This is a genomic window from Paenibacillus sp. FSL P4-0176 (assembly GCF_037975265.1).
In the GTDB taxonomy this organism is placed as follows: Bacteria; Bacillota; Bacilli; order Paenibacillales; family Paenibacillaceae; genus Paenibacillus; species Paenibacillus amylolyticus.
The window spans coordinates 4,912,834-4,933,280 of sequence record NZ_CP150242.1 but is presented as its reverse complement, the minus strand read 5'-3'; the positions used below and the strand labels follow the sequence as shown (position 1 = coordinate 4,933,280).

Annotated in this window: 17 protein-coding genes; 13 read left to right on the top strand and 4 right to left on the bottom strand. The window is 47.5% G+C overall.

The window, feature by feature from the left end:
- Positions 1 to 49: 49 nt before the first annotated feature.
- Together ftsW and MKY95_RS22870 are read right to left on the bottom strand one after the other, a co-directional pair.
- Positions 50 to 1,339 carry a putative lipid II flippase FtsW gene (gene ftsW / locus MKY95_RS22875; protein ID WP_076328037.1) on the bottom strand — a complete coding sequence of 430 codons (1,290 nt, stop codon included), beginning with the start codon at positions 1,337 to 1,339 and terminating at the stop codon, positions 50 to 52.
- 13 nt (positions 1,340 to 1,352) lie between these two features.
- Positions 1,353 to 1,700 carry a YugN family protein gene (locus MKY95_RS22870; RefSeq protein WP_017687430.1) on the bottom strand — a complete coding sequence of 116 codons (348 nt, stop codon included), beginning with the start codon at positions 1,698 to 1,700 and terminating at the stop codon, positions 1,353 to 1,355.
- A 210-nt stretch (positions 1,701 to 1,910) separates the two neighbouring features.
- Between MKY95_RS22870 and MKY95_RS22865 the strand changes: the two genes are divergently transcribed.
- The 8 genes from MKY95_RS22865 to MKY95_RS22830 all read left to right on the top strand — a co-directional run bounded on the left by MKY95_RS22865 (position 1,911) and on the right by MKY95_RS22830 (position 10,199).
- Positions 1,911 to 3,080 carry a M20 family metallopeptidase gene (locus MKY95_RS22865; RefSeq protein WP_076328036.1) on the top strand — a complete coding sequence of 390 codons (1,170 nt, stop codon included), beginning with the start codon at positions 1,911 to 1,913 and terminating at the stop codon, positions 3,078 to 3,080.
- Positions 3,081 to 3,270: 190 nt separating this feature from the next.
- Entirely contained in the window at positions 3,271 to 4,965 is a 1,695-nt protein-coding gene (locus MKY95_RS22860) for a DNA repair helicase XPB (RefSeq protein WP_083677401.1), read from the top strand.
- A 36-nt stretch (positions 4,966 to 5,001) separates the two neighbouring features.
- The gene (locus MKY95_RS22855) at positions 5,002 to 6,720 is read left to right on the top strand and encodes a helicase-associated domain-containing protein (RefSeq protein ID WP_076328035.1); all 1,719 of its coding nucleotides are present in this window, start codon (positions 5,002 to 5,004) and stop codon (positions 6,718 to 6,720) included.
- Positions 6,721 to 6,872: 152 nt separating this feature from the next.
- Positions 6,873 to 7,310, top strand: coding sequence for a YlbF family regulator (locus tag MKY95_RS22850; RefSeq protein ID WP_036614642.1), 438 nt, complete (start codon positions 6,873 to 6,875; stop codon positions 7,308 to 7,310).
- Positions 7,311 to 7,340: 30 nt separating this feature from the next.
- Positions 7,341 to 7,604 carry a YlbG family protein gene (locus MKY95_RS22845; protein ID WP_026080981.1) on the top strand — a complete coding sequence of 88 codons (264 nt, stop codon included), beginning with the start codon at positions 7,341 to 7,343 and terminating at the stop codon, positions 7,602 to 7,604.
- Positions 7,605 to 7,769: 165 nt separating this feature from the next.
- Complete coding sequence (locus MKY95_RS22840; RefSeq protein WP_017687436.1) at positions 7,770 to 8,207, top strand: hypothetical protein; 438 nt, start codon at positions 7,770 to 7,772, stop codon at positions 8,205 to 8,207.
- A 131-nt stretch (positions 8,208 to 8,338) separates the two neighbouring features.
- Positions 8,339 to 9,262, top strand: a complete 924-nt coding sequence (locus MKY95_RS22835) for a selenium metabolism-associated LysR family transcriptional regulator (RefSeq protein WP_036614641.1) — start codon at positions 8,339 to 8,341, stop codon at positions 9,260 to 9,262.
- Positions 9,263 to 9,329: 67 nt separating this feature from the next.
- Positions 9,330 to 10,199: a PHP domain-containing protein gene (locus MKY95_RS22830; RefSeq protein WP_076328034.1), complete on the top strand. Its 870-nt coding sequence runs from the start codon at positions 9,330 to 9,332 to the stop codon at positions 10,197 to 10,199.
- 140 nt (positions 10,200 to 10,339) lie between these two features.
- On the opposite strand, the gene MKY95_RS22825 is transcribed toward MKY95_RS22830, so the two are convergent.
- Together MKY95_RS22825 and MKY95_RS22820 are read right to left on the bottom strand one after the other, a co-directional pair.
- Entirely contained in the window at positions 10,340 to 10,786 is a 447-nt protein-coding gene (locus MKY95_RS22825) for a GNAT family N-acetyltransferase (RefSeq protein ID WP_076328033.1), read from the bottom strand.
- Between the two features lie 319 nt (positions 10,787 to 11,105).
- The gene (locus MKY95_RS22820) at positions 11,106 to 12,878 is read right to left on the bottom strand and encodes an NFACT RNA binding domain-containing protein (RefSeq protein WP_076328032.1); all 1,773 of its coding nucleotides are present in this window, start codon (positions 12,876 to 12,878) and stop codon (positions 11,106 to 11,108) included.
- A 356-nt stretch (positions 12,879 to 13,234) separates the two neighbouring features.
- On the opposite strand from MKY95_RS22820, the gene MKY95_RS22815 reads away from it, so the two are divergent.
- From MKY95_RS22815 to MKY95_RS22795, 5 genes are all read left to right on the top strand, one after another.
- On the top strand, positions 13,235 to 16,093 hold the full coding sequence (locus MKY95_RS22815) for a calcium-translocating P-type ATPase, SERCA-type (protein ID WP_076328031.1): 2,859 nt from the start codon (positions 13,235 to 13,237) through the stop codon (positions 16,091 to 16,093).
- Positions 16,094 to 16,275: 182 nt separating this feature from the next.
- Entirely contained in the window at positions 16,276 to 17,109 is an 834-nt protein-coding gene (dapF, locus tag MKY95_RS22810; protein ID WP_076251213.1) for a diaminopimelate epimerase, read from the top strand.
- A 214-nt stretch (positions 17,110 to 17,323) separates the two neighbouring features.
- Positions 17,324 to 19,213 (top strand): bifunctional homocysteine S-methyltransferase/methylenetetrahydrofolate reductase, encoded by a 1,890-nt coding sequence (locus MKY95_RS22805; RefSeq protein ID WP_076328030.1) that lies wholly within the window; start codon positions 17,324 to 17,326, stop codon positions 19,211 to 19,213.
- Positions 19,214 to 19,232: 19 nt separating this feature from the next.
- Positions 19,233 to 20,132 carry a YicC/YloC family endoribonuclease gene (locus MKY95_RS22800; RefSeq protein WP_036614623.1) on the top strand — a complete coding sequence of 300 codons (900 nt, stop codon included), beginning with the start codon at positions 19,233 to 19,235 and terminating at the stop codon, positions 20,130 to 20,132.
- Between the two features lie 51 nt (positions 20,133 to 20,183).
- Positions 20,184 to 20,444 carry a DUF370 domain-containing protein gene (locus MKY95_RS22795; protein WP_006209218.1) on the top strand — a complete coding sequence of 87 codons (261 nt, stop codon included), beginning with the start codon at positions 20,184 to 20,186 and terminating at the stop codon, positions 20,442 to 20,444.
- Positions 20,445 to 20,447 lie beyond the last annotated feature (3 nt).

Sequence of the window (20,447 nt, the reverse complement as noted above, 5' to 3'; positions counted from 1 at the left end):
GAAAAAGGCTGCGCATCCATTAGGTGCACAGCCTTTTTTGTGTTGTTTTTTATCGAATCCGACGGATGGACTCCCGTGAACGAAGAGCAGGAGAGGTACGAGTCTGTGTCTGTACAGTTACGGACTTCGTTTTCTCTTCCTTGATCACGTCCAGATTGTTGGTGCGTGAGATACTGAGCAGAATGCCCATGGCAACCATCATCACAAAGAGTGAGGTACCCCCATAACTGATAAACGGAAGCGTGACCCCCGTCACCGGAATGGTCTGAGTTACACCACCGATGTTGATAAATGCCTGAATCGCGATTAGTCCCATGATACCTATGCCGACCAATGTTCCGAATGGATCGGGACAGCGGAGAGAGACAATAATTCCTCGCCAGATGAAGTACAGGTAAACCAGCAGGAATAATGCACTTCCGATGAATCCGAGTTCTTCCCCAATTACGGAGAAAATAAAGTCATTATACGCGTTTGGCAAATAATGCAACTTCATCGTACCTTGTCCAATCCCGGAACCTGTTATGCCGCCATCACCAATGGCAACAAGAGAACGGTAGAGGTTAAGACTTCCGCCATTAATATCGGACATTGGATCAAGGAAAGCCTGAATACGTCCGATCTTGTAGTTCTGCTCCGCAGTGACTGCTGTTGTAGCAGTCGTTGTGTCGGAAGGAGACATGGAAGAAAACAGGGAATTCGCTCCGAACGCCAGTGCCCCACCGAGTACAACCAGGAGAATCGAACCCAGGATATGTTTCATACTGGCTCCACCGGCATAGATCAAGAGACCACAGGTGGACACCAGAATGAAGGTGGTACCGAAGTCTGGTTGCAGCATAATCAGCCCTGCGATGAATCCAACGATGAACAAGACGGGAACGTACCCTGTCTTGAAAACCCTGAATTTCTCACCTTTTTTGGTAATAAGAGCAGAGAGATAGAGAATGATAGCAATTTTCGCGAACTCTGCAGGCTGAAGACTGAAACCAAAAATGTGAATCCAGCTTCGTGCACCGTTCAATACTGCACCTGAGATCAAAACAATCACCAGCATGACCGTAGTGAGCAGGAAAAAGGGTGCATAGAGCTTTTTGTACTTGTTGAAGCGGATATTCATGGCAAAAAACATGCCAAATAGACCGATAATCGCCCACATAAGTTGTTTTTTCGTGAAGTAAAGGGCATCATTGTTAAATTTATCGCTTGCGATTGCAATGCTGGAACTGGAGCTGAATACCATCACCAGTCCAAAGCCCACCAACAATAAAGTGAGGATTAGCAGTTGAAAATCCGGCGTGCCTCTCTTCGTTTTCGTTTGGGCCGTTTGTTGATTCATCGTTTGGCCCAGCCTATGCTTCCAGCAGTTCTTTAAGCTGCTGTAATTTTTGGGCTGCCAGCTTCACGACTGGTTGCGGAACGGAAGAGTCATAATCCAGGCCGTGAGGGAAAGTGGCTTTGCCAAGGTATACTGCTTCAACAGCAAGAACGGTATCCGGTTTTTCCAATTTGCCTTCCACAGCGCGGGTATTAATGCGTACAAAGTATTCTGAGTTGGTTTGTTCATCTTCAATTTTGTAGTCATATGTAGCACGGTAATATTCCCATTGCCACCGGACAAATCCGACTTTCTCGGCGCTCTCATCCAGGTATGCCAAGTCGCTCTTCAAGCCATCCAAGCCTGTATTCTCAAAAATCATAAGCGTTTGATCCTCCTCATAAGCTTCCGAGTATAATTTCTCGAGTATTTCTCTAGTTCATGATAGTATGTTTCCCCTTCCCGTGCAAGCTTTCCAAAGGCGTTTCGTATCGGTTTTCTTCCAATTCTGCTACAATATACAGCAATAGGTTTGAAGAGGAAGGTTCGGGCTTGATATAAGTCCCGTTTAAGATTGAAAGGGTGGAGAGACATGACTAATAATATATGGTGGGAAGATCTGCAGATCCACATGGTGGAATGGCGGCGTCACCTTCATCGCAATCCAGAGGTTTCCTTTCATGAGGAGAAGACATCCTCTTTTGTAGCGGATATGTTGGAGAGTTTTGGCGTGGACGTGAGGCGTCATGTTGGTGGTCACGGGGTCATCGGTACCATTCGTGGGGACAAGCCGGGTCCTGTCGTCATGCTGCGAGCTGATATGGACGCACTGCCGATTCAGGATGAGAAGAATATCGAGTATGCGTCACAACAAGCAGGAGCGATGCATGCATGCGGCCACGATGGTCATATCTCGATCTTGCTCGGTACGGCATTGTATTTCAGCCGTCACAAGCAGGAGATCCAAGGCGAGATTCGCTTTTTGTTCCAGCCAGCAGAAGAACTGCTTCCGGGTGGTGCAGTTCAGGTCATTGCGGATGGTGCGCTTGAAGGCGTGGATGTCATATATGGCATTCATCTGTGGACCCCGCTGCCTGTAGGTATTGTTGCCAGTAAAGCAGGACCGATGATGGCGGCGGCGGACGATTTTTACATTGAGATCAAAGGCAAAGGTGGACATGGCGGGATGCCACAATCCACGATAGATAGTCTTATCGCCGGTTCTGCGCTTGTGATGCAGCTTCAGACCGTTGTCAGTCGTTCGGTTGATCCATTGCAACCCGCAGTGCTGACCATTGGTACAATGCAGGCGGGCTCGGCTCAGAACGTAATTGCAGAGCAATGCAAAATGAGCGGTACGGTAAGAACATTTGATGAAGAGACCCGAAACGGGATGAAAGAGCGTGTGCTTACCATGGTAGCCCAGACAGGGGCAGCTTATGGCGCAGAGACGCAAGTGAAATATATTATGGGATATCCGCCTGTGGTGAACGATGAACAGGAGACAGAACGTTTCTTCAGAGAAGCTACAGAATTATTTGGGGCAGAACGAGTGCAAGCTTCCCCGATGCTGATGCCAGCGGAAGATTTTGCGTATTATCTGCAGAAGGTTCCAGGGTGCTTTATGTTTGTTGGAGCAGGCAACCCGGATAAAAATGCGATCTATCCGCATCATCATCCGATGTTTGATTTTGATGAAGACGCAATGCAGACGGCCGTTAGATTGTTCATAGCTATGGCTAAGGGTTACACAGCCGAATGACTTTAGATGCAGTTGGGCATCCTGTTCATACCGAGGTATGGGCAGGATGTTTTTTTGTGGATTTTATAGATGTTGTCCAAAAGTCCACTTTTCGGTACTGAAAACTAGACTTTTGGAACGTGCACTTAAAGTGGTTCATTTTCGGAAGCTGCCGGAACTGGACTTTTTTGTGATAGGAGGAAGGCACCAAATGGAAGGAACAGAACATATGGTAAGCACAGATGCTTGTATAGTTCAGCGAGATTTTACAGTTTTGCTGGAAGTTGGCCACCCCGGATTCGAAAGAGCAAGAGAGCAGCTTGGGATGTATTCAGAACTAGTTAAGACACCGGCAGCGTTCCATACTTACCGAATCACTCCGTTATCGCTCTGGAATGCGGCTGCGCTGGGATGGAATGCAGATCAGGTCATCGCAAGTTTGGAGCTGGTATCCCGCTGGAACGTGCCTGCTGCACTTATACAGGATGTTCGGAGAATCATGGATCAGTATGGCAAATTAAAACTGCATTCCGAAGCAGATCACACTAGAATGCGTCTTTACAGTGAGGATGAGCGGTTGCTGGATGAATTAAGTGGATTGAAATCGATAGCTGCCTTTCGCATGGAACGTAAGGACGCTCATGAACTTCTGCTCCCAGGAGAACAGCGAGGGTTATTAAAAAGGGAATTAACACGATTGGGTTACCCCGTACTTGATTACGTAGGATATCGGGAGGGAACCAAGCTTTCATTTGATTGGCGGTCTAATGATCCGGGGGACCACTCTGAGCGGTTTGCGCTGCGTTCTTACCAGAGAGAGGCTGTGGATGCATTCGAAGGCAGTGAGGGCATGGGAGGAAGCGGTTTACTCGTACTTCCTTGCGGGGCAGGAAAAACGGTCATTGGCATGGCCGTGCTGGAGCGGCTTCAATGTGAATGCCTTATTTTGACGTCCAATACAACGTCTGTGCGACAGTGGATTCAGGAAATTCAAGACAAAACCACGATTACCAGCGAACAGATCGGTGAGTATTCCGGTCAGAAAAAACAGGTGAAGCCTGTGACTGTAGCTACATATCAGATTCTTACACACCGGAAATCAAAGGATGCTGATTTTACCCACATCAAACTGCTCAGTGAGCGGCAATGGGGGCTGATCATATATGATGAAGTACATTTGCTGCCAGCACCAGTGTTTCGTGCAACTGCGGATATTCAAGCTACGCGAAGGCTGGGATTGACGGCCACCTTGGTTCGAGAGGATGGCTGTGAACAGGATGTGTTTTCGTTGATTGGTCCAAAGCTCTATGATATGCCGTGGAAACAACTGGAGCAGCAAGGGTGGATTGCTGATGTACAATGTCAGGAGATACGTATCCCGTTTTCCCCGGAACTAAGATCAAATTATCTGCAAGCCGAGGTTAAACATCAATTTCGATTGGCTGCCGAGAATCCGGCGAAGGTACATGTAGTTAAGCGTTTGCTGGAACGTCATCGGGATTTGCCTGCGCTAGTGATTGGACAATATCTGGATCAACTTGAGTTGATTGCCCGGGAAATTGAAGCACCTTTGATCTCGGGTACCATGTCACAACAAGAGCGAATCAAGTGGTTTGCCGCTTTTCGACGTGGAGATATTAAAACAATTGTGGTATCCAAGGTTGCCAATTTTGCTGTGGATTTGCCTGATGCTGCTGTTGCGCTTGAGATATCGGGGAGCTTCGGGTCAAGGCAGGAAGAGGCACAGCGTTTGGGGAGAATTCTGAGACCAAAAGCTGGAGAAAACAAAGCATATTTCTATGCGTTGGTATCAGAGGATAGTAAGGAACAGGAGTTTGCATTAAACCGTCAGATGTTCTTGGTGGAGCAGGGATATGAATATGCCATTGTGCACGAGAACGAATAGTCCATTTATACTCGCGAAAAGAGGAGGGATTGGGATATGTCTTCATTTGAACCAATAGATGAGCCTGTGGTACTGAACCTTAATTCATGGTCAAAGCTTGCTTTGGTGGAACAAAAAGTGCTTGGTGCAATTTTTCACAAACATGCCGGTCAGCCTTTTTCCTCCCTCCTGCCGCGAGAACAGTGGGCCATCGAAGGACTAAGTGTCGCAGAAGCCAATTCTTCATTCGCCAGCCTTAGGCAGCAAAAATGGATTGAATCTGTATATAAGAGTTGGGGGGAGCGATTATTCTATATTCCTGCTTCGCTGATGGAGACATTGACGATTGCTTACGCACAAAGAGTGGGCATAACCGTTGAACAGATGGCACAGCATGCTCAAGTACTACAGGAGGGAAAGCCGGATATTGCTGCAGAGCTGCTTCATCTGATCGCGTGGATCGAAAGAGAAGGACTTCCTTTGACAGGGAAGGGCACTATACATAAGAAAAGTGTTCAAAAATTAAGTGCGATCACGGTATTATCTTCGACAGACTTTGAAGGTCTGGGTATCCGATATGAACATTCGGATTTGTATCCGACCCACGTAGCGATCCTTCTCGATCTACTGCTCAGTCTGAATCTGGCTCAGAAGTCAGATGGACGAATTCAGATTGTAGATCATCGATTACAAACATGGTTGAAGCTCTCGTGGAGACAGATGCATCGGGAAATATATCAAGCGTGTATGGAAAGATACGGAGAAGCTGAACCCGCGTTGCAGCATTTCCGTTATCAATTGGCATTGTTTGCTCCAGAAAAAAACATATGGTGCCATATAGAGAATTCGGAATTGAAACCACGGATCAGGGGCTGGCTATACGCACTGGCTGGCTGGGGTTATGGTGAAGTAGGAGAAGATCAGTCGGGAGCGCTGGCATTCCGTTGGCTGATCGAACCGCATAGCCTGTTATATCGAGAACAAGAGATGGTAAGTGAGGCGGAGCCGTGTGGATTTTACATGCAGCCTGATTTCGAAGTGTTGGTACCGCCGGAAGCAGGGCCTGATGTAATCTGGATGCTGGAGCAATACGCAGAACGGGTGACGCGTGATCGAATGTCCATCTACCGTTTGACAAGAGAACGATTCATTTCGGCCATAGCCAGAGGGTATGCATTACATGAAGTGATAGAGCTTCTGGATCAATATGCGCTGACAGGCATACCAGAGAATGTACGTATTGCGTTAGCAGATTGGGGCAAGGAGACGGATGTTGCACCATTGACTGTAGATAGAAGTATGGAGGTAATGGAGGAAAGTACAGGCTCCGCAGATGATCCGAAGTTATTAGAAAAAGATGTGTTGAGCGGTGTATATTCTTCTTTCTACACACCCGATAATCAAGGTCTGGTTGATGTCCCTGCATCTCTGCATGGGTTGGAGCGTGATCATTCTGTCATTGAGAAGAAGTTCTCTCTGTTGGGATTTGAGGAGATACCGGAGACCTGGTACAAGGAGTGGCGTCGATATCATAGTTCAACCGCCCGACAGATTGCTGCCAAAGCCATTGAGTGGCAGACCAAGCTGGGGATACAACAGGAAAATCGTACGCAATACCTCATTCCACATCAGGTAGAGGGTCATGAACAATGGACTTTAAGCGGTTGGTGCATGTTGGATTCAAGTGAAAATACATCAGAGACGGAATGGCGTACATTCTCCCCGTCAGAGTGGGATACAATGCGTCTTATCCTGCCAGATGATGTCATAACCTGACTATTTCACGTGAATATCAGGTTGAAAGGCGAATTTTCGAGTTCCCCCTATTTCTAATTGCAGGAAAAACTCTTCTTAACTATTCATGGATATGCTATGATGAGGTAGTCTACGTTAAGTAGAACTTTATATATAGATAGGATGAATATTTCATGAGCGTAGCGGAAATGAACACGGTCGATATGGCCCAAGTGTTAACGGGCGCATATGAACTGGGCGACATGATTAACCAATCTGCCGAAGTATCGGATTATTTATATTGGAAGCAGCAAGTCGAGACTACCCCTGAGATTCAGATGGGGATTCGGAAGCTGAATGCCAAGAAGGAATTGTTTGAAGAAACACAGCGTTTCGGTCATTTTCACCCGGATTATCATGCAGCAAAAGACCAGGTGAAGGCTCTGGAACAGGAGTTGGAAAATTTCGAGGCGGTAATCCGCTTCAAACAGGCAGAGAAGTCCCTGGATGATATGTTATTCCAGATGTCAGAGACCATTGCATTTGCAGTGTCAACGACCATTAAGGTACCGAGCAATGATCCGAATCCGAAGGGCGGCTGCGGTAGTGGCGGCAAGTGTGGTTGCAGTTAAGTAATCATTATAGAAGGGCGGGGAACGATGATGTTTGCGGAAAGGACAGGATTCATTATTTGGGTCAGTGATTTGAAAGCTGCCCGTAATCTCGAAAAATATGGCACCGTGCATTATATCTCCCGCCGTATGCATTATGTAGTCATGTATGTTAATGCAGAACGGGCAGATGATACGATGAAAAATGTGAAGCGACTTTCCTATGTGCGCAAGATCGAACGCTCGTATCGTAATGAGATCAAAACCGAGTATGCCAGCAAAACGATGGACAAAACGAGCTTTTACGGAATATAGACGAGAAACTGGAGGGACCCTTTGGGGTCGCTCTTTTCTTGAATTATACACAAATTGGCTATTGTGAAAAAAAGTTAAACTTACGCCTTGAGGTTGCGGGACTAATGTTGTAATATATTTGGTAATAAATAGATAGAAAGTCCTATCTGGTGGAGAGTGATTCCCATGCGTGATAAGGTGATGCAACGTTGGAGCACCTACGAGCCGTTTTTCGTGGCTCTTGGAGACAAGAAAGTGGCCGACATCGTCATTACCCATCATGCCAAGATGCGGTATGCAGACCGTATTGAGCCTGCACGTAGTGATGATGACCATATTGCGGCGTGGTTATGGGAGTGTCTGAAGCAGGACCGTATAACACCATACTACCGTAATGAACAGGACGTCTACCTGATTGATGAGGATCTGGTGGTGGTCGCCGAATTTTCCGAACTTGAAGGAGAATATGATATTGCGGGCAACCCGCTGCACAAAATGATTGTAGTTACGTTTCTGGGACGTATGTCGGAGACCATTGAATTAAGGGACCTGAAGTCATATTATTCATGGTTAAGACATTCAAGAAGAATGACGCTGGTCAAAAATAGCCGCAAGCATAAGTAGGTTGAGTAGATTCAATATGTTGAAATCATAGATTCAAAGATTATCGCATGCAGACAAGCTGCATGCTTTTTTTGTTGCCAAGCGGGAAATCGGCTACAATGTAGAGAGTGTAATCGAAGAGGGGCGAAGATATGAATTTTCACCAATTGCATATTTTTTATACGGTAGCAGAGAAGGGGAGTTTCTCGGCGGCTGCACAAGCATTACATATGACTCAACCGGCAGTAACGATGCAGATTCAATCATTGGAGGACTATTTTGGCACCAAGTTATTGCATCGTTCCACCAAAAAAATAGAATTATCCGAGGCTGGCCGAACTTTATTACCTCATGCAAAACGGAGTGTAGAGTTGGTCAGACAGACGGACGAAGCGATGTCGGCGTTTACTCAGATGTTACAGGGCAGACTCCAGCTGGGAGCCAGCTTAACGATCGGGGAATATGTGCTTCCACGCATGCTCGGACCATTTGCACTTCAATATCCGGATATTTCAATTGTCATGAAAGTGATGAATACAACGCAAATTATGGATGATATATTGAAGCACCAGCTTAATTTTGGTCTGATTGAAGCGCCAGTGCACCACCCGGACATGATTGTGGAGCCTGTCATGCAGGACGAGCTGAAACTGATTGTACCTGCCGGACATGATTTGGCTAAGCGTAGCAAAGTGAATATTGAGGATGTAATGAATTATCCTTTTGTGCTGCGTGAGAAGGGCTCGGGTACTCGTCAGGTGATGGAAGACCAATTGCAAAAGAAAAAGATTGATCCACAGGATATGAATGTAGTGATGGAACTTGGCAGTACAGGAGCGGTAAAATCGGCCGTGGAGGCAGGGGTAGGTATTACGATGTTATCTCCTTCTTCGGTGCAGCATGAACTGGCTCTGGGACTTGTTCATATTGTGGATATCCGCGGACTCGAATTCAAAAGGCAGTTCTATGCCATCCATCTAAAATCGTCCTTGTTGCCCCTGTCAGCAGTCGCTTTCCTGAATTATCTGCGTCAGCAGGAGCAGCCTAAGTCGGTACATAAGACGGGGAAGGCATAATCGTTGGCAACATCAATGGTAGATAAGATTGAATCATAATCAATTTTAAACAAAGGAGCTGTTGATCATGGATCAGCGCCAAGGACGCTGTGATCTTCATACGCATAGTCAGGCTTCCGATGGAATGCAGCCACCTGCTGATAATGTGAAGCTTGCCAAACAAAAAGGGCTATCTGCGGTTGCCCTGACGGACCATGATACAGTAGCTGGTGTAGCGGAAGCACAGCAAGCGGGAAAAGAGTACGATATTGATGTTGTTGCCGGAGTGGAGATCAGCACCCGGGCTGGTGGGAAAGATATTCATGTGCTTGGGTATTATGTGAATACAGAGGATGAGCAGTTCCTGCAACGGTTGCGCGGATTACGAGAAGCGCGAGATGAGCGGAATCTTCTGATTATCGCCAAGCTGCAAGAACTCGGGCTTGATATAAGCTGGCAGGAGGTACTGGATGAGCTAGGACGACCGTTAGAGCCGGATGAGAGTATTGGAAGACCTCATATGGCCGATGTGCTGGTGAAGAAGGGATATGCTGTCGACATGCGGGATGCATTCGATCGATATCTTGCTGAAGGCAAGCCTGGCTTCGTGTCTGTACCCCGCGTTGCACCAGAGGATGCTTGCGAGTGGATCAGAGCCGCAGGTGGAGCCGCTGTGATTGCCCATCCGGGTCTCTATAACGATGATGAATTGGTGCGACGTATCATCGAAGACTCTCATCCAGATGGCATTGAGGTGTTTCATTCGGACCATGGCCCGGAAGAGGAACGCAGGTATGCTGAGATGGCCAGGGAGTATGATCTTATTGAGACTGGTGGATCGGATTATCATGGCAAACGGCAAGGTGTTGTTTTCCACGGGGATCTTGGTAGCAAGACCGTAACGGTTGATGTGTTGGAAAGGCTGAAGGCAGCTGCTTCACAGCAAAAGGGAGAGTAAGCGAGACGTCGCAACGCTCTATCTGACTATAATAAATTCTGTATTACTGGATACATTTAAGATCGAAGGAGTAAAGGACATGCAAGCATGATAGGGCTGAACCTTCATGTTTCCATGTCCTTTTTTGTGTTAAAAAGAGTCTATGTAATGGAATAGTTTACCCAAGCGCCACGTGTAGCCCCGAGACGTTCGAATAATTGCTGGGCTCGCTCATTGGTCACTGCTGTGATCCAAGACATATATGCACATCCATGGTCACGCGTATATTGCTGACAGTGTGCGAATAATTTAGCTTCTGCTTCGCCCTCTCTAAATGTTTCCGTAACAAATAGGTCGTTCATAATGGCGACACGCTCTGCTTTCATCGTGCTGTAGGTAAAGAACAGGGTGGAAAATCCGATAAGCTTCCCGTCCTCTACTGCCACAAATTGAGCACCGATCTTCTGATTAAGCAGGTTGTTGATCAAAAGCTGGATGGATTGATCACCAGGCCAGGGGTTGTTGTAGAATCCCACCACATAGTCATGCATTAATGCCATCAGGGGTTTCAGATCATCAGGTTGAGTTTCTCTGATATGTATGGTCACGGTACACTTCCTTTAACTACAAATTTTATTAATCACAATTGAATTATTATACTTATAAGTGAATTAATATTCAAAGAAAAATCCCCTGAACCGATAATGGTCAGGGGATTTTTCTAATGTTACTGTTACATCTATATAAGTTGAACTAATCATTTACACGATAACGGAGAGGACAGAAAAAACCTGAAAAAGCGAAGCGTGCGCCTTTATCACCGGATTTTCCCTTGAGAAAAGGGATCGAAAAAATCTGGGGATAACAGCGATTGGAAGGTTGTTCTGTCATCGTAGTGTCAGTGTAAATAATCTTTAGTTCAACTTACTATCCATTTTTAATGGTGGATGGCAGACTTTTGATCAATTCATCATTTGGCGTGACAAACAACGTCTTCTGATGATCATAGATCACAAAACCAGGCTTCGCACCACTTGGTTTGCGCACATGACGGATAAACGTGTAATCCACAGGTACACTGCTGGACTCCTTGGCTTGGCTGAAGTAGGCAGCAAGCTGTGCTGCTTCTTCCAATGTAGCTTCACCAAAGTCCGTACTGCGAATAACGACATGTGAACCTGGAATGTCTTTGGTATGCAACCAGGTGTCGTTGGAAGAAGCGAGACGGTTGGTCACGTACTCATTCTGCAGGTTGTTTTTGCCCACAAGAATATCAATTCCCTCCGAGGAGGTGAACTGGTGTACGGTTGGACGGTCACTTTTCTTCTTCTTTTTACCCTTTTTATTACGGTCACGAAGGTATCCTTGCTGTACAAGCTCGTCCCGTATTTCCTCAATATCGTTCATCGATGCAATGGAGAGCTGCTGTAACAGGTTATCGAGATAGTCGATCTCGTCTTTAGTTTTGCCAAGTTGCTCATGAATGACAGCCAGACTGTTCTTGTATTTGTTATACCGCTTGAAATAACGTTGTGCGTTGTCAGATGGTGTAAGCAGTGGATCAAGCTGAATGGTAATGTTGGCTTGGTCTTCATCGTAGAAGTTCACAAGCTCCACGCTCTTGTCCCCTTTGTGAACCAGATGCAGGGAGGCAAACAGCAACTCACCCCATAGTCTGAACTTGTCCGCATCATCCGCTTCCAGTAGATCCTTGTTCAGGTTGTCCAGCTTTTTGATGTTTTTGCTTCGCTCATTCTGCAGAAAACGGAGCAGATCACTTACTCTCTGTTTAACCGTGTCTCGTTCAGCCTTATCTCCGTAATAATCTTCCATGCACTTGCTCATCGTGTCATAGGTTTTCTCCAAATCCTGAATGCTCTGAAGATGAACGGCTGAGAAAATCATTTTGCCTTTGGAGTTCATTCCGGTTACAGGTGTGTAGATATGATCTCTGACAGGTCCCATCACGGCTTCAAAAGCGTTCCAGAGTGCACCAGCCTCAACTCGGCTCTCACCCTCCACCACAGTCTGAGTGCTCACGGTGCCTTCAGCAGCAATCCCACGGGTAGCAATCTCTCCCGCAATTAACGGGCTAAGACCGCTAAAGGAGTTCACAAGCCAGCGTGATGCCTCTTCTTCAGCGGCATGATAGCTGTCCTCGAATGCTGTACGACTCACTTCGAGCGGATTACTTTTATGTTGCTCGGGTGGGGCAGTATACGCGAATCCAGGCATGATTACCCGGTAGCTACTGATGGACGGAGTCACATGATGAATGCCATCCAGAATCGTTCCTGTAACGGGATCAAGCAAAATAATATTACTGTGACGCCCCATCAATTCAATGATGATCCGTTTAACCGAAACATCCCCCAGTTCGTCGCGCTGGCGCACATTGATGTGGATAATACGCTCCATGCCAATCTGACGGATCTCCTCAATGATTGCACCTTCACAGTGCTTACGGAGCAACATGCAGAACATGGGTGCTTCCGTAGGGTTAAGAAATGTCTTTTCCGTATAATGCACACGAGGATAGGTTGGGCTTGCCGAAACAAGCAATTTACTATTTCCGCGCTGAGCACGCAGGGTGAGAACTACGTCATGGCCATTCGGCTGATGGATTTTGCTGATACGTCCACCAATGCAGCCTTGCATTTCATGAACAATGGCCCGTGTTACGATGCCGTCCAATGCCATTTTTTCCACTTCCTCTCTCTATCGAGCATCTGCATTTATCATGCCAAATGCTTCATCTATATAACTGAAACGTGCAACCAGGTATGTAAAAAAACAAGGACTGGCTACAGATTCTTCGTTGCTTGCCTGTTTAACGCTGGAATTGGTACTGCGCAGAACATCGCAGACTTTTATTTTAGCCTATTCTGTCCATCAGGGAAAGGATTCACCTTCCGGGTGCTAATCACAGACCTGTCCGAATACATATAGAGCAGGTAGTTTGTCCGGCATAGTGTACAGCCTGTCGACCAGCGCGCCGGTGAGTCATGTGAGCTTATTTTGCAGATGAAATACAGACTGGGAGGGAAACTTGAAGCATGGAACATACCAAGTGGCATCAACTTAGTGATGAAGAGCTTCGTAACACTCTTGGCGTCAGCCCGCAGGAAGGATTGACGGATGAAGCTGTAGCAGAGAAGAGGAAAGTGGTCGGTTCGAATGAGCTGAGCGAGGGGAAACGCATTTCTCCAATTACATTGCTCTTGAATCAGTTCAAGGATTTTATGGTGCTGGTGTTGATGGGAGCAACGTTGGTATCCGGATTACTGGGTGAGTATCTGGATGCGGTAACGATTGTGGCTATTATCGTACTGAATGCAATTCTGGGGTTTGTACAGGAATTCCGGGCTGAACGATCTCTTCGTGCATTGAAACAGTTGTCTGCACCTCTTGCCAAAGTGCTTCGTTCAGGCCAGGAAGTACACCTTGCCGCCAAACAACTTGTCCCCGGGGATATTATTATGGTGGAGAGTGGGGACCGCATACCCGCTGATGTGCGCTGGCTGCAAACGAACAGTCTGGATGTCGAGGAGTCGGCACTTACCGGGGAATCGGTTCCTGTAAGCAAACATTGCCTTCCGATTGCGGACGAGGACGTTCCGCTGGGTGATCAGAAGAATATTGGTTTTATGGGTACCATGGTCACTCGTGGTACAGCCAAAGGTGTGGTTATCCGTACGGGGATGGAGACGGAGATGGGCAAAATCGCCGATCTGATCCAGAATACGGAGGAGCAGGAAACACCGTTACAGCACAGGCTGGAACAACTGGGCAAAATTCTGATTTTTGTCGCATTGGGATTAACTGTTATGGTTGTCGTCGCAGGTATATTGCACGGACAACCAGCCGTTGGCATGTTTCTGGCAGGGGTCAGCCTCGCGGTGGCTGCCATACCGGAGGGCCTGCCGGCCATTGTAACCATTGCACTCGCACTAGGCGTGCAGCGTATGATCAAACGTAAAGCCATTGTACGCAAACTGCCTTCTGTCGAAACTCTGGGCTGTGCATCCGTAATCTGTTCGGATAAGACTGGCACGCTCACCCAGAACAAGATGACGGTAACGGATGTGTGGTTGGAGGGACGTAACATCAAGGTTACCGGGGATGGTTATGCACCTGAAGGGCAGATGCTGGAGAACGGTCGTACGGTGGAACTGAAGAGCGACCAGTCCCTGCGCAGAATGCTTCAGATCAGCGCGCTTTGCAACAATGCGAGTATTGTGGAAAGTGCTGCAAGCGAGGTGGGGAGCAAGAAAAAGGGCAAGGATACCAAAAAGGAAAGCAAGAAAAACACAAAAAAAGGTGACCTCCAAGAAGAAACCGTTCAACGAGATAATGTATTCTGGGAGCTGAAAGGCGATCCGACGGAAGGGGCACTCGTCACACTGGCCTCCAAAATGGGGCTTACTCCTGCCGGACTCAAAGAGTTGTATGCCCGCCAGCAGGAATTCCCGTTTGATTCGGAGCGAAAACGCATGTCGGTCCTGGTTCATCATCAGGGGGGCCGAATGATCTATACCAAAGGTGCACCGGATGTGTTGATCGGACACTGTAGTTATATTTTGTGGGAAGGCAAGGTTGTACCTTTCACTGGAACACTGCGACAGAAAGTAATGGCAGCAAATGAGAGCATGGCCGGAGCAGCACTACGTGTCCTCGGAATGGCCTACCGTGAAGTGCGGCCGGAAGAAAAAGTGGCTGACGAACACGCCGCCGAAAGTCAGCTAGTTTTCGTAGGACTTGCAGGTATGATTGATCCGCCGCGTCGTGAAGTGCGAGATGCGATTGCCACATGCCGCAAGGCGGGGATACGAACTGTCATGATCACAGGTGATCATGGAACAACGGCAGAAGCCATTGCTCATCAACTCGGGATTCTTCCTCGTGGAGGTGCCTCCTTAAGTGGTCAGCAGCTGGCAGGCATGACAGACGATCAACTGGATAAACAGGTAGAGGGCATATATGTTTTCTCAAGGGTAAGTCCTGAACACAAGCTTCGGATCGTAAAATCGTTACAGCGCAAAGGGCATGTCGTCGCCATGACGGGTGATGGAGTCAATGATGCTCCAGCTATTAAAGCGGCAGACATCGGGATCGCGATGGGCATTACGGGTACAGATGTCACGAAGGAAGCTTCGGCGCTGATTCTGAGTGATGATAACTTTTCAACCATTGTGGCTGCCATTGAAGAAGGCCGTAATATTTATGAGAACATTCGCAAGTTTATCCGTTATTTGCTGGCATCAAACGTGGGCGAAATATTGACAATGTTCTTTGCAATGATGATGGGCCTGCCGCTGCCACTCGTGCCTATTCAGATTCTGTGGGTTAACCTCGTTACGGATGGTTTGCCTGCAATGGCACTGGGGGTAGATCAGCCTGAGAAAGATTTGATGGAACACAAACCCCGTGGCGCCAAGGAAAACATTTTTGCCCGCAGACTGGGTTGGAAAATCGTCAGTCGTGGTGTTTTGATTGGATTATGCACACTCGGAGCGTTCTGGCTTACCCTTCAGGCTGCGCCGGATAATCCGGGTCAACTGATCAAGGCACAGTCTGTGGCTTTTGCTACACTCGTTTTGGCGCAGCTTATTCATGTCTTTGATTGCCGTAGTTCGCGGTCCATCTTCCATCGGAATCCTTTACAGAACAAATATCTGGTTCTTGCGGTGATTTCATCGGTTGTACTGATGCTGGTTGTCATGTACGTTGAACCATTGCAGCCGATCTTCAAAACCGTACCTCTGGGATTGCGTGAATGGGCGCTCTGTATCGTTGCTGCAGGCATTCCAACGTTCCTTATGGGCGCAGGCAGCGTCTGGGGTGGTCGTCGTAACCGCCGCCGTATGGGTGGTACTGGCCGCTTCGTACCGAAAAGTACAAAGTTTTCAGCATAAAATCAATACCTTTTTCTTACCTATTTCGGTATGCTATCCTCAAAATGATTCAAAGCGGAAGCTTTGGCATTTTGCAGGATAGCTTTTTTCTGTAAATGTTGAATATGAATTTCTATGGTAATCCTGTAGAAGAGCAAGAATATAGCTTTGGCAGCAGACTGCCAAAAGGAGTGGGCAAGATTATGGAATTTACGAAAATGCATGGACTTGGTAACGATTTTATCGTTGTATTTGGTGAAAAGGAGCTTCCGGCAGATGCGGCAGAGTTGGCTGTGAAATGGTGCAACCGTTTCTTTGGCATCGGTGCGGACGGTCTGGTTTATATACTGCCTTCGGAGAAGGCGGACTTTCAGATGCGTATCATGAATTCGGACGGTTCGGAAGCAGAACAGTGCGGTAATGCCATTCGCTGTGTATCCAAATACGTATACGATCATGGTCACGTGAGCCAGGAGCAGATCACCATTGAAACGATTGGTGCAGGGGTACAACCTGTGAGTCTCAACATTCGTGATGGTAAAGTGGAAACGGTACGTGTCGACATGGGTGAGCCGATCCTGAACGGTCTTCAAGTGCCTACAACGGTGGATGCCAACCCAGTGGTTGATCACTACATTGAAGCGAATGGACATGCGTTCAAATTCACTGCCGTATCCATGGGTAACCCGCATGCGGTTATCTATGTAGATGACGCTGTGAATTTTGACCTCACGACTTGGGGACCACTTCTTGAAGTGCATCCGATGTTCCCAAAAAAAATCAATGTGGAATTCGCCACAGTTCGTGACCGTGGATATGTGGACATGCGTGTATGGGAACGCGGAGCGGGTCCAACACTAGCTTGTGGAACCGGAGCTTGTGCGACACTGGTATCCTCTGTCCTGAATGGACATACAGATCGTACAGCAGTCATCAGCCTCAAGGGTGGGGATCTCCACATTGAGTGGAATGAAGCTGACAATCATGTGTACATGACTGGACCTGCTGAAGTTGTTTTTAAAGGAATCACTTCATAAAAAGTGAAAGGTTTAACCAAAGGGGCCTGCGGGCCTCTTTTTTTGTCAAAAAGGATAGGTCGTGTCTCCTGTACAGAGACATATTGGGGGCTGTATGGCAAGAAAGTCCATATGAGCTGGATACTCATCAAAAACCTGTGTTTTTCTTCGTTTTTTAGCGTTTTTTGTGTTACATTAGTATGTAAATGATCACAGCTAGGCGGGGGGAAATGGGATGAAGGCGGATTTGCGCAAAGTTATGCAGGAACGGGTTCTCGTTGGAGATGGGGCCATGGGAACATTTCTGTACCAAATGGGGTTCCCGGTGGGGATTTCATATGAAGAATTAAACTTGATTTCACCTGAAGTAGTGGCGGATGTACATCGCCGTTATCGGGATGCAGGTACAGAAATATTTGAAACAAATACGTATTCTGCCAATTACGACAAGTTGTCCAAGTTCGGTCTGGAGTCCAAGGTGGAGGACGTGAACCGTGCCGGCGTACGCATCGCCAAAGAGGTAGCTGGAGATACCGGTTATGTGCTTGGTGCAGTTGGTTCCATTCGAGGTGGCAAGCGGACGAACGTGTCAACGAGTGAACTGAAACGCTTTTATCAACAACAGATCTCTGCACTGCTAGATGAAGGCGTGGATGGCATTTTGCTTGAGACCTTCTATGATATCGAGGAAATGGATATTGCCCTTTTGCAAGCGCGCAAGCTAAGTGATCTGCCCGTAATTGGACAGTTCGCGGTAGAGGATGTAGGACACACACTGGACGGATATACAATGCCTGAAGCCTTCCGGATTATGCGGGAGCAGGGCGCGGATGTCATTGGTTTTAACTGTCGCTCAGGTCCAAACGGGATTATGCGTGCCATGGAAACCGTCTCGGGACGAATTGGTATTCCAATGTCCGTCTACCCGAACGCGGGTGCAGCAGATTATGTAGATGGTGAGTTCCGTTATGGTGCGACTCCGGAGTACTTTGGTCAGACGGCAGTGCAATTTGCTGAACTGGGCGCTCGTATTATCGGTGGTTGCTGTGGTACGACACCTGATCATATCACCGCTATGAAAGAGGCGCTTGCTGACTATGTGCCTTCGCCTATTCTGGAGCCTGATCCGTCAGAATCCAAACCGCGTATTGTGTTGCATGAAAATGTGGATGAGCGTTCCGGACGTGGCGGACAGCCTACGATCGTTGACCTGGTCAAGCATCGTCACACCGTTATTGTTGAACTTGACCCGCCGCGGGACTTGGACATTGCCAAGTTCATGAAAGGTGCCGAGACATTAAAAGCAGCCGGAGCCGATGCCCTGACACTGGCCGATAATTCACTCGCGGTTACACGCATGAGCAACATGGCGCTGGGTCACCTCGTTCAGGATCGCACGGGCCTTCGTCCACTTGTGCACATTGCCTGCCGTGACCGGAACCTAATTGGAACACAGTCCCACATGATGGGTTTTGATGCTCTGGGCATTAATCATGTATTGGCTGTTACAGGAGATCCTGCAAGATTTGGTGATCTGCCGGGTTCAAGCTCGGTATACGATCTGACTTCTTTTGAAATCATACGCATGATCAAACAGTTGAACGATGGAGTGGCTTTCTCAGGTAAACCGCTGAAGCAAAGAGCTGGTTTTGTAATTGGAGCGGCATTTAATCCTAATGTGAAATATTTGGAGAAAGCTGTACAACGTCTGGAGAAGAAAATTGCCTCTGGCGCTGATTACATCATGACACAACCGATCTATGATCCTGAGTTGATTGTAGCGATGCACGAAGCGACCAAACATCTGGATGTGCCCATTTTTGTAGGTGTAATGCCGCTGGCGAGTGGACGGAATGCAGAGTATCTGCACAACGAGGTTCCCGGAATTCAGCTCTCGGATGAAGTGCGTTCCCGTATGGCCGGTCTGGAAGGCGAAGAAGGCCGTGCGATGGGAGTAAAAATTGCCAAAGAACTGCTGGACGTAGCAACAGCGCATTTCAAAGGCATCTATCTCATGACACCGTTTATGTTCTACGGCATGACGGCCGAACTGACTCAATACGTATGGGAGAAGTCGGAGCATCAATGTCCTACTTGTTTCAACCCTAATAATCAATTACAATAGTAAAACGGATGTGATGCCGATGTCATTCAGTATGACCGGATACGGTCAATCCGCCTTTCATTTTGGCGGCTATAAGGTACAATTAGAGATCAAATCTGTTAATCATCGTTATTGCGAAGTGATGATGCGTCTGCCAAGAGAGTGGACGTATTATGAAGACGGTTTGAGGAAGATCGTACAGAGTCGTTTGAAACGTGGGCGGATTGATGTTTATGTAATGAAAGAAAAAGAGGAAGACCAGGCTCTTCCCGCTGTTCTGAATGAACAGACGGTCAGGGCCTATCTGCAGGCTGCAGAGCAACTGGAGACCCAATATGGATTGCAGGGCAAACCAAGTATTGTGGATATGCTTGGGCTGCCGGACGTCATGGTTCATTCGGATGGGACAAGTTCCATTCCCGAAGAGCAGAAGGACGAATGGGAGCGAGTTCTGCAGGAAGGATTGAAAGAGGCTCTGTCCAGCCTTGAACAGATGCGCGCTCGCGAGGGTCTTCATCTGGCCAGTGATCTGGAACGGCGGATTACCCGTCTGGAGTCACTGCATACCGAAATGCTTGATCTTGCACCGACTGTGGTAAGTGATTATCGCAACAAGCTAAGACAAAGGCTTACGGAAATGCAGGAAGAAGGCTCTTTCCCTTTTGATGAGCATAAATTGGGTATGGAAATTGCAATGTTTGCCGATCGTTCTAACATAGAAGAGGAGCTTACGCGTCTACAGAGTCACTTTGGACAGAGCAGGGAACTGCTGAAGAGTGATGAGCCCGTAGGTCGTAAGTTGGACTTTCTAATTCAAGAGATGAATCGGGAAGTCAATACGATTGGATCAAAAGCCAACCATTTGGCTCTGGTGAATCGTGTTGTCGAGATGAAGGCGGAGCTGGAGAAGATTCGTGAGCAAGCTGCGAATATCGAATGAACGGCCACATTTCGGCAAAAGAGTCGCATGTATAGGGGGAAGAACCTGATTATGGCAATCAAACTCATTAACATTGGATTCGGTAACATCGTATCGGCGAACCGGATTATATCCATCGTGAGTCCGGAATCGGCGCCGATCAAGAGAATTATACAAGAGGCAAGAGATCGTCACATGCTGATTGATGCAACGTACGGAAGACGTACTCGTGCCGTAATTATTACGGATAGCGATCATGTCATTTTGTCTGCAGTTCAGCCTGAGACGGTCGCCCATCGTCTTTCTTCGAAAGATGATGATAACGACGAATAAAAT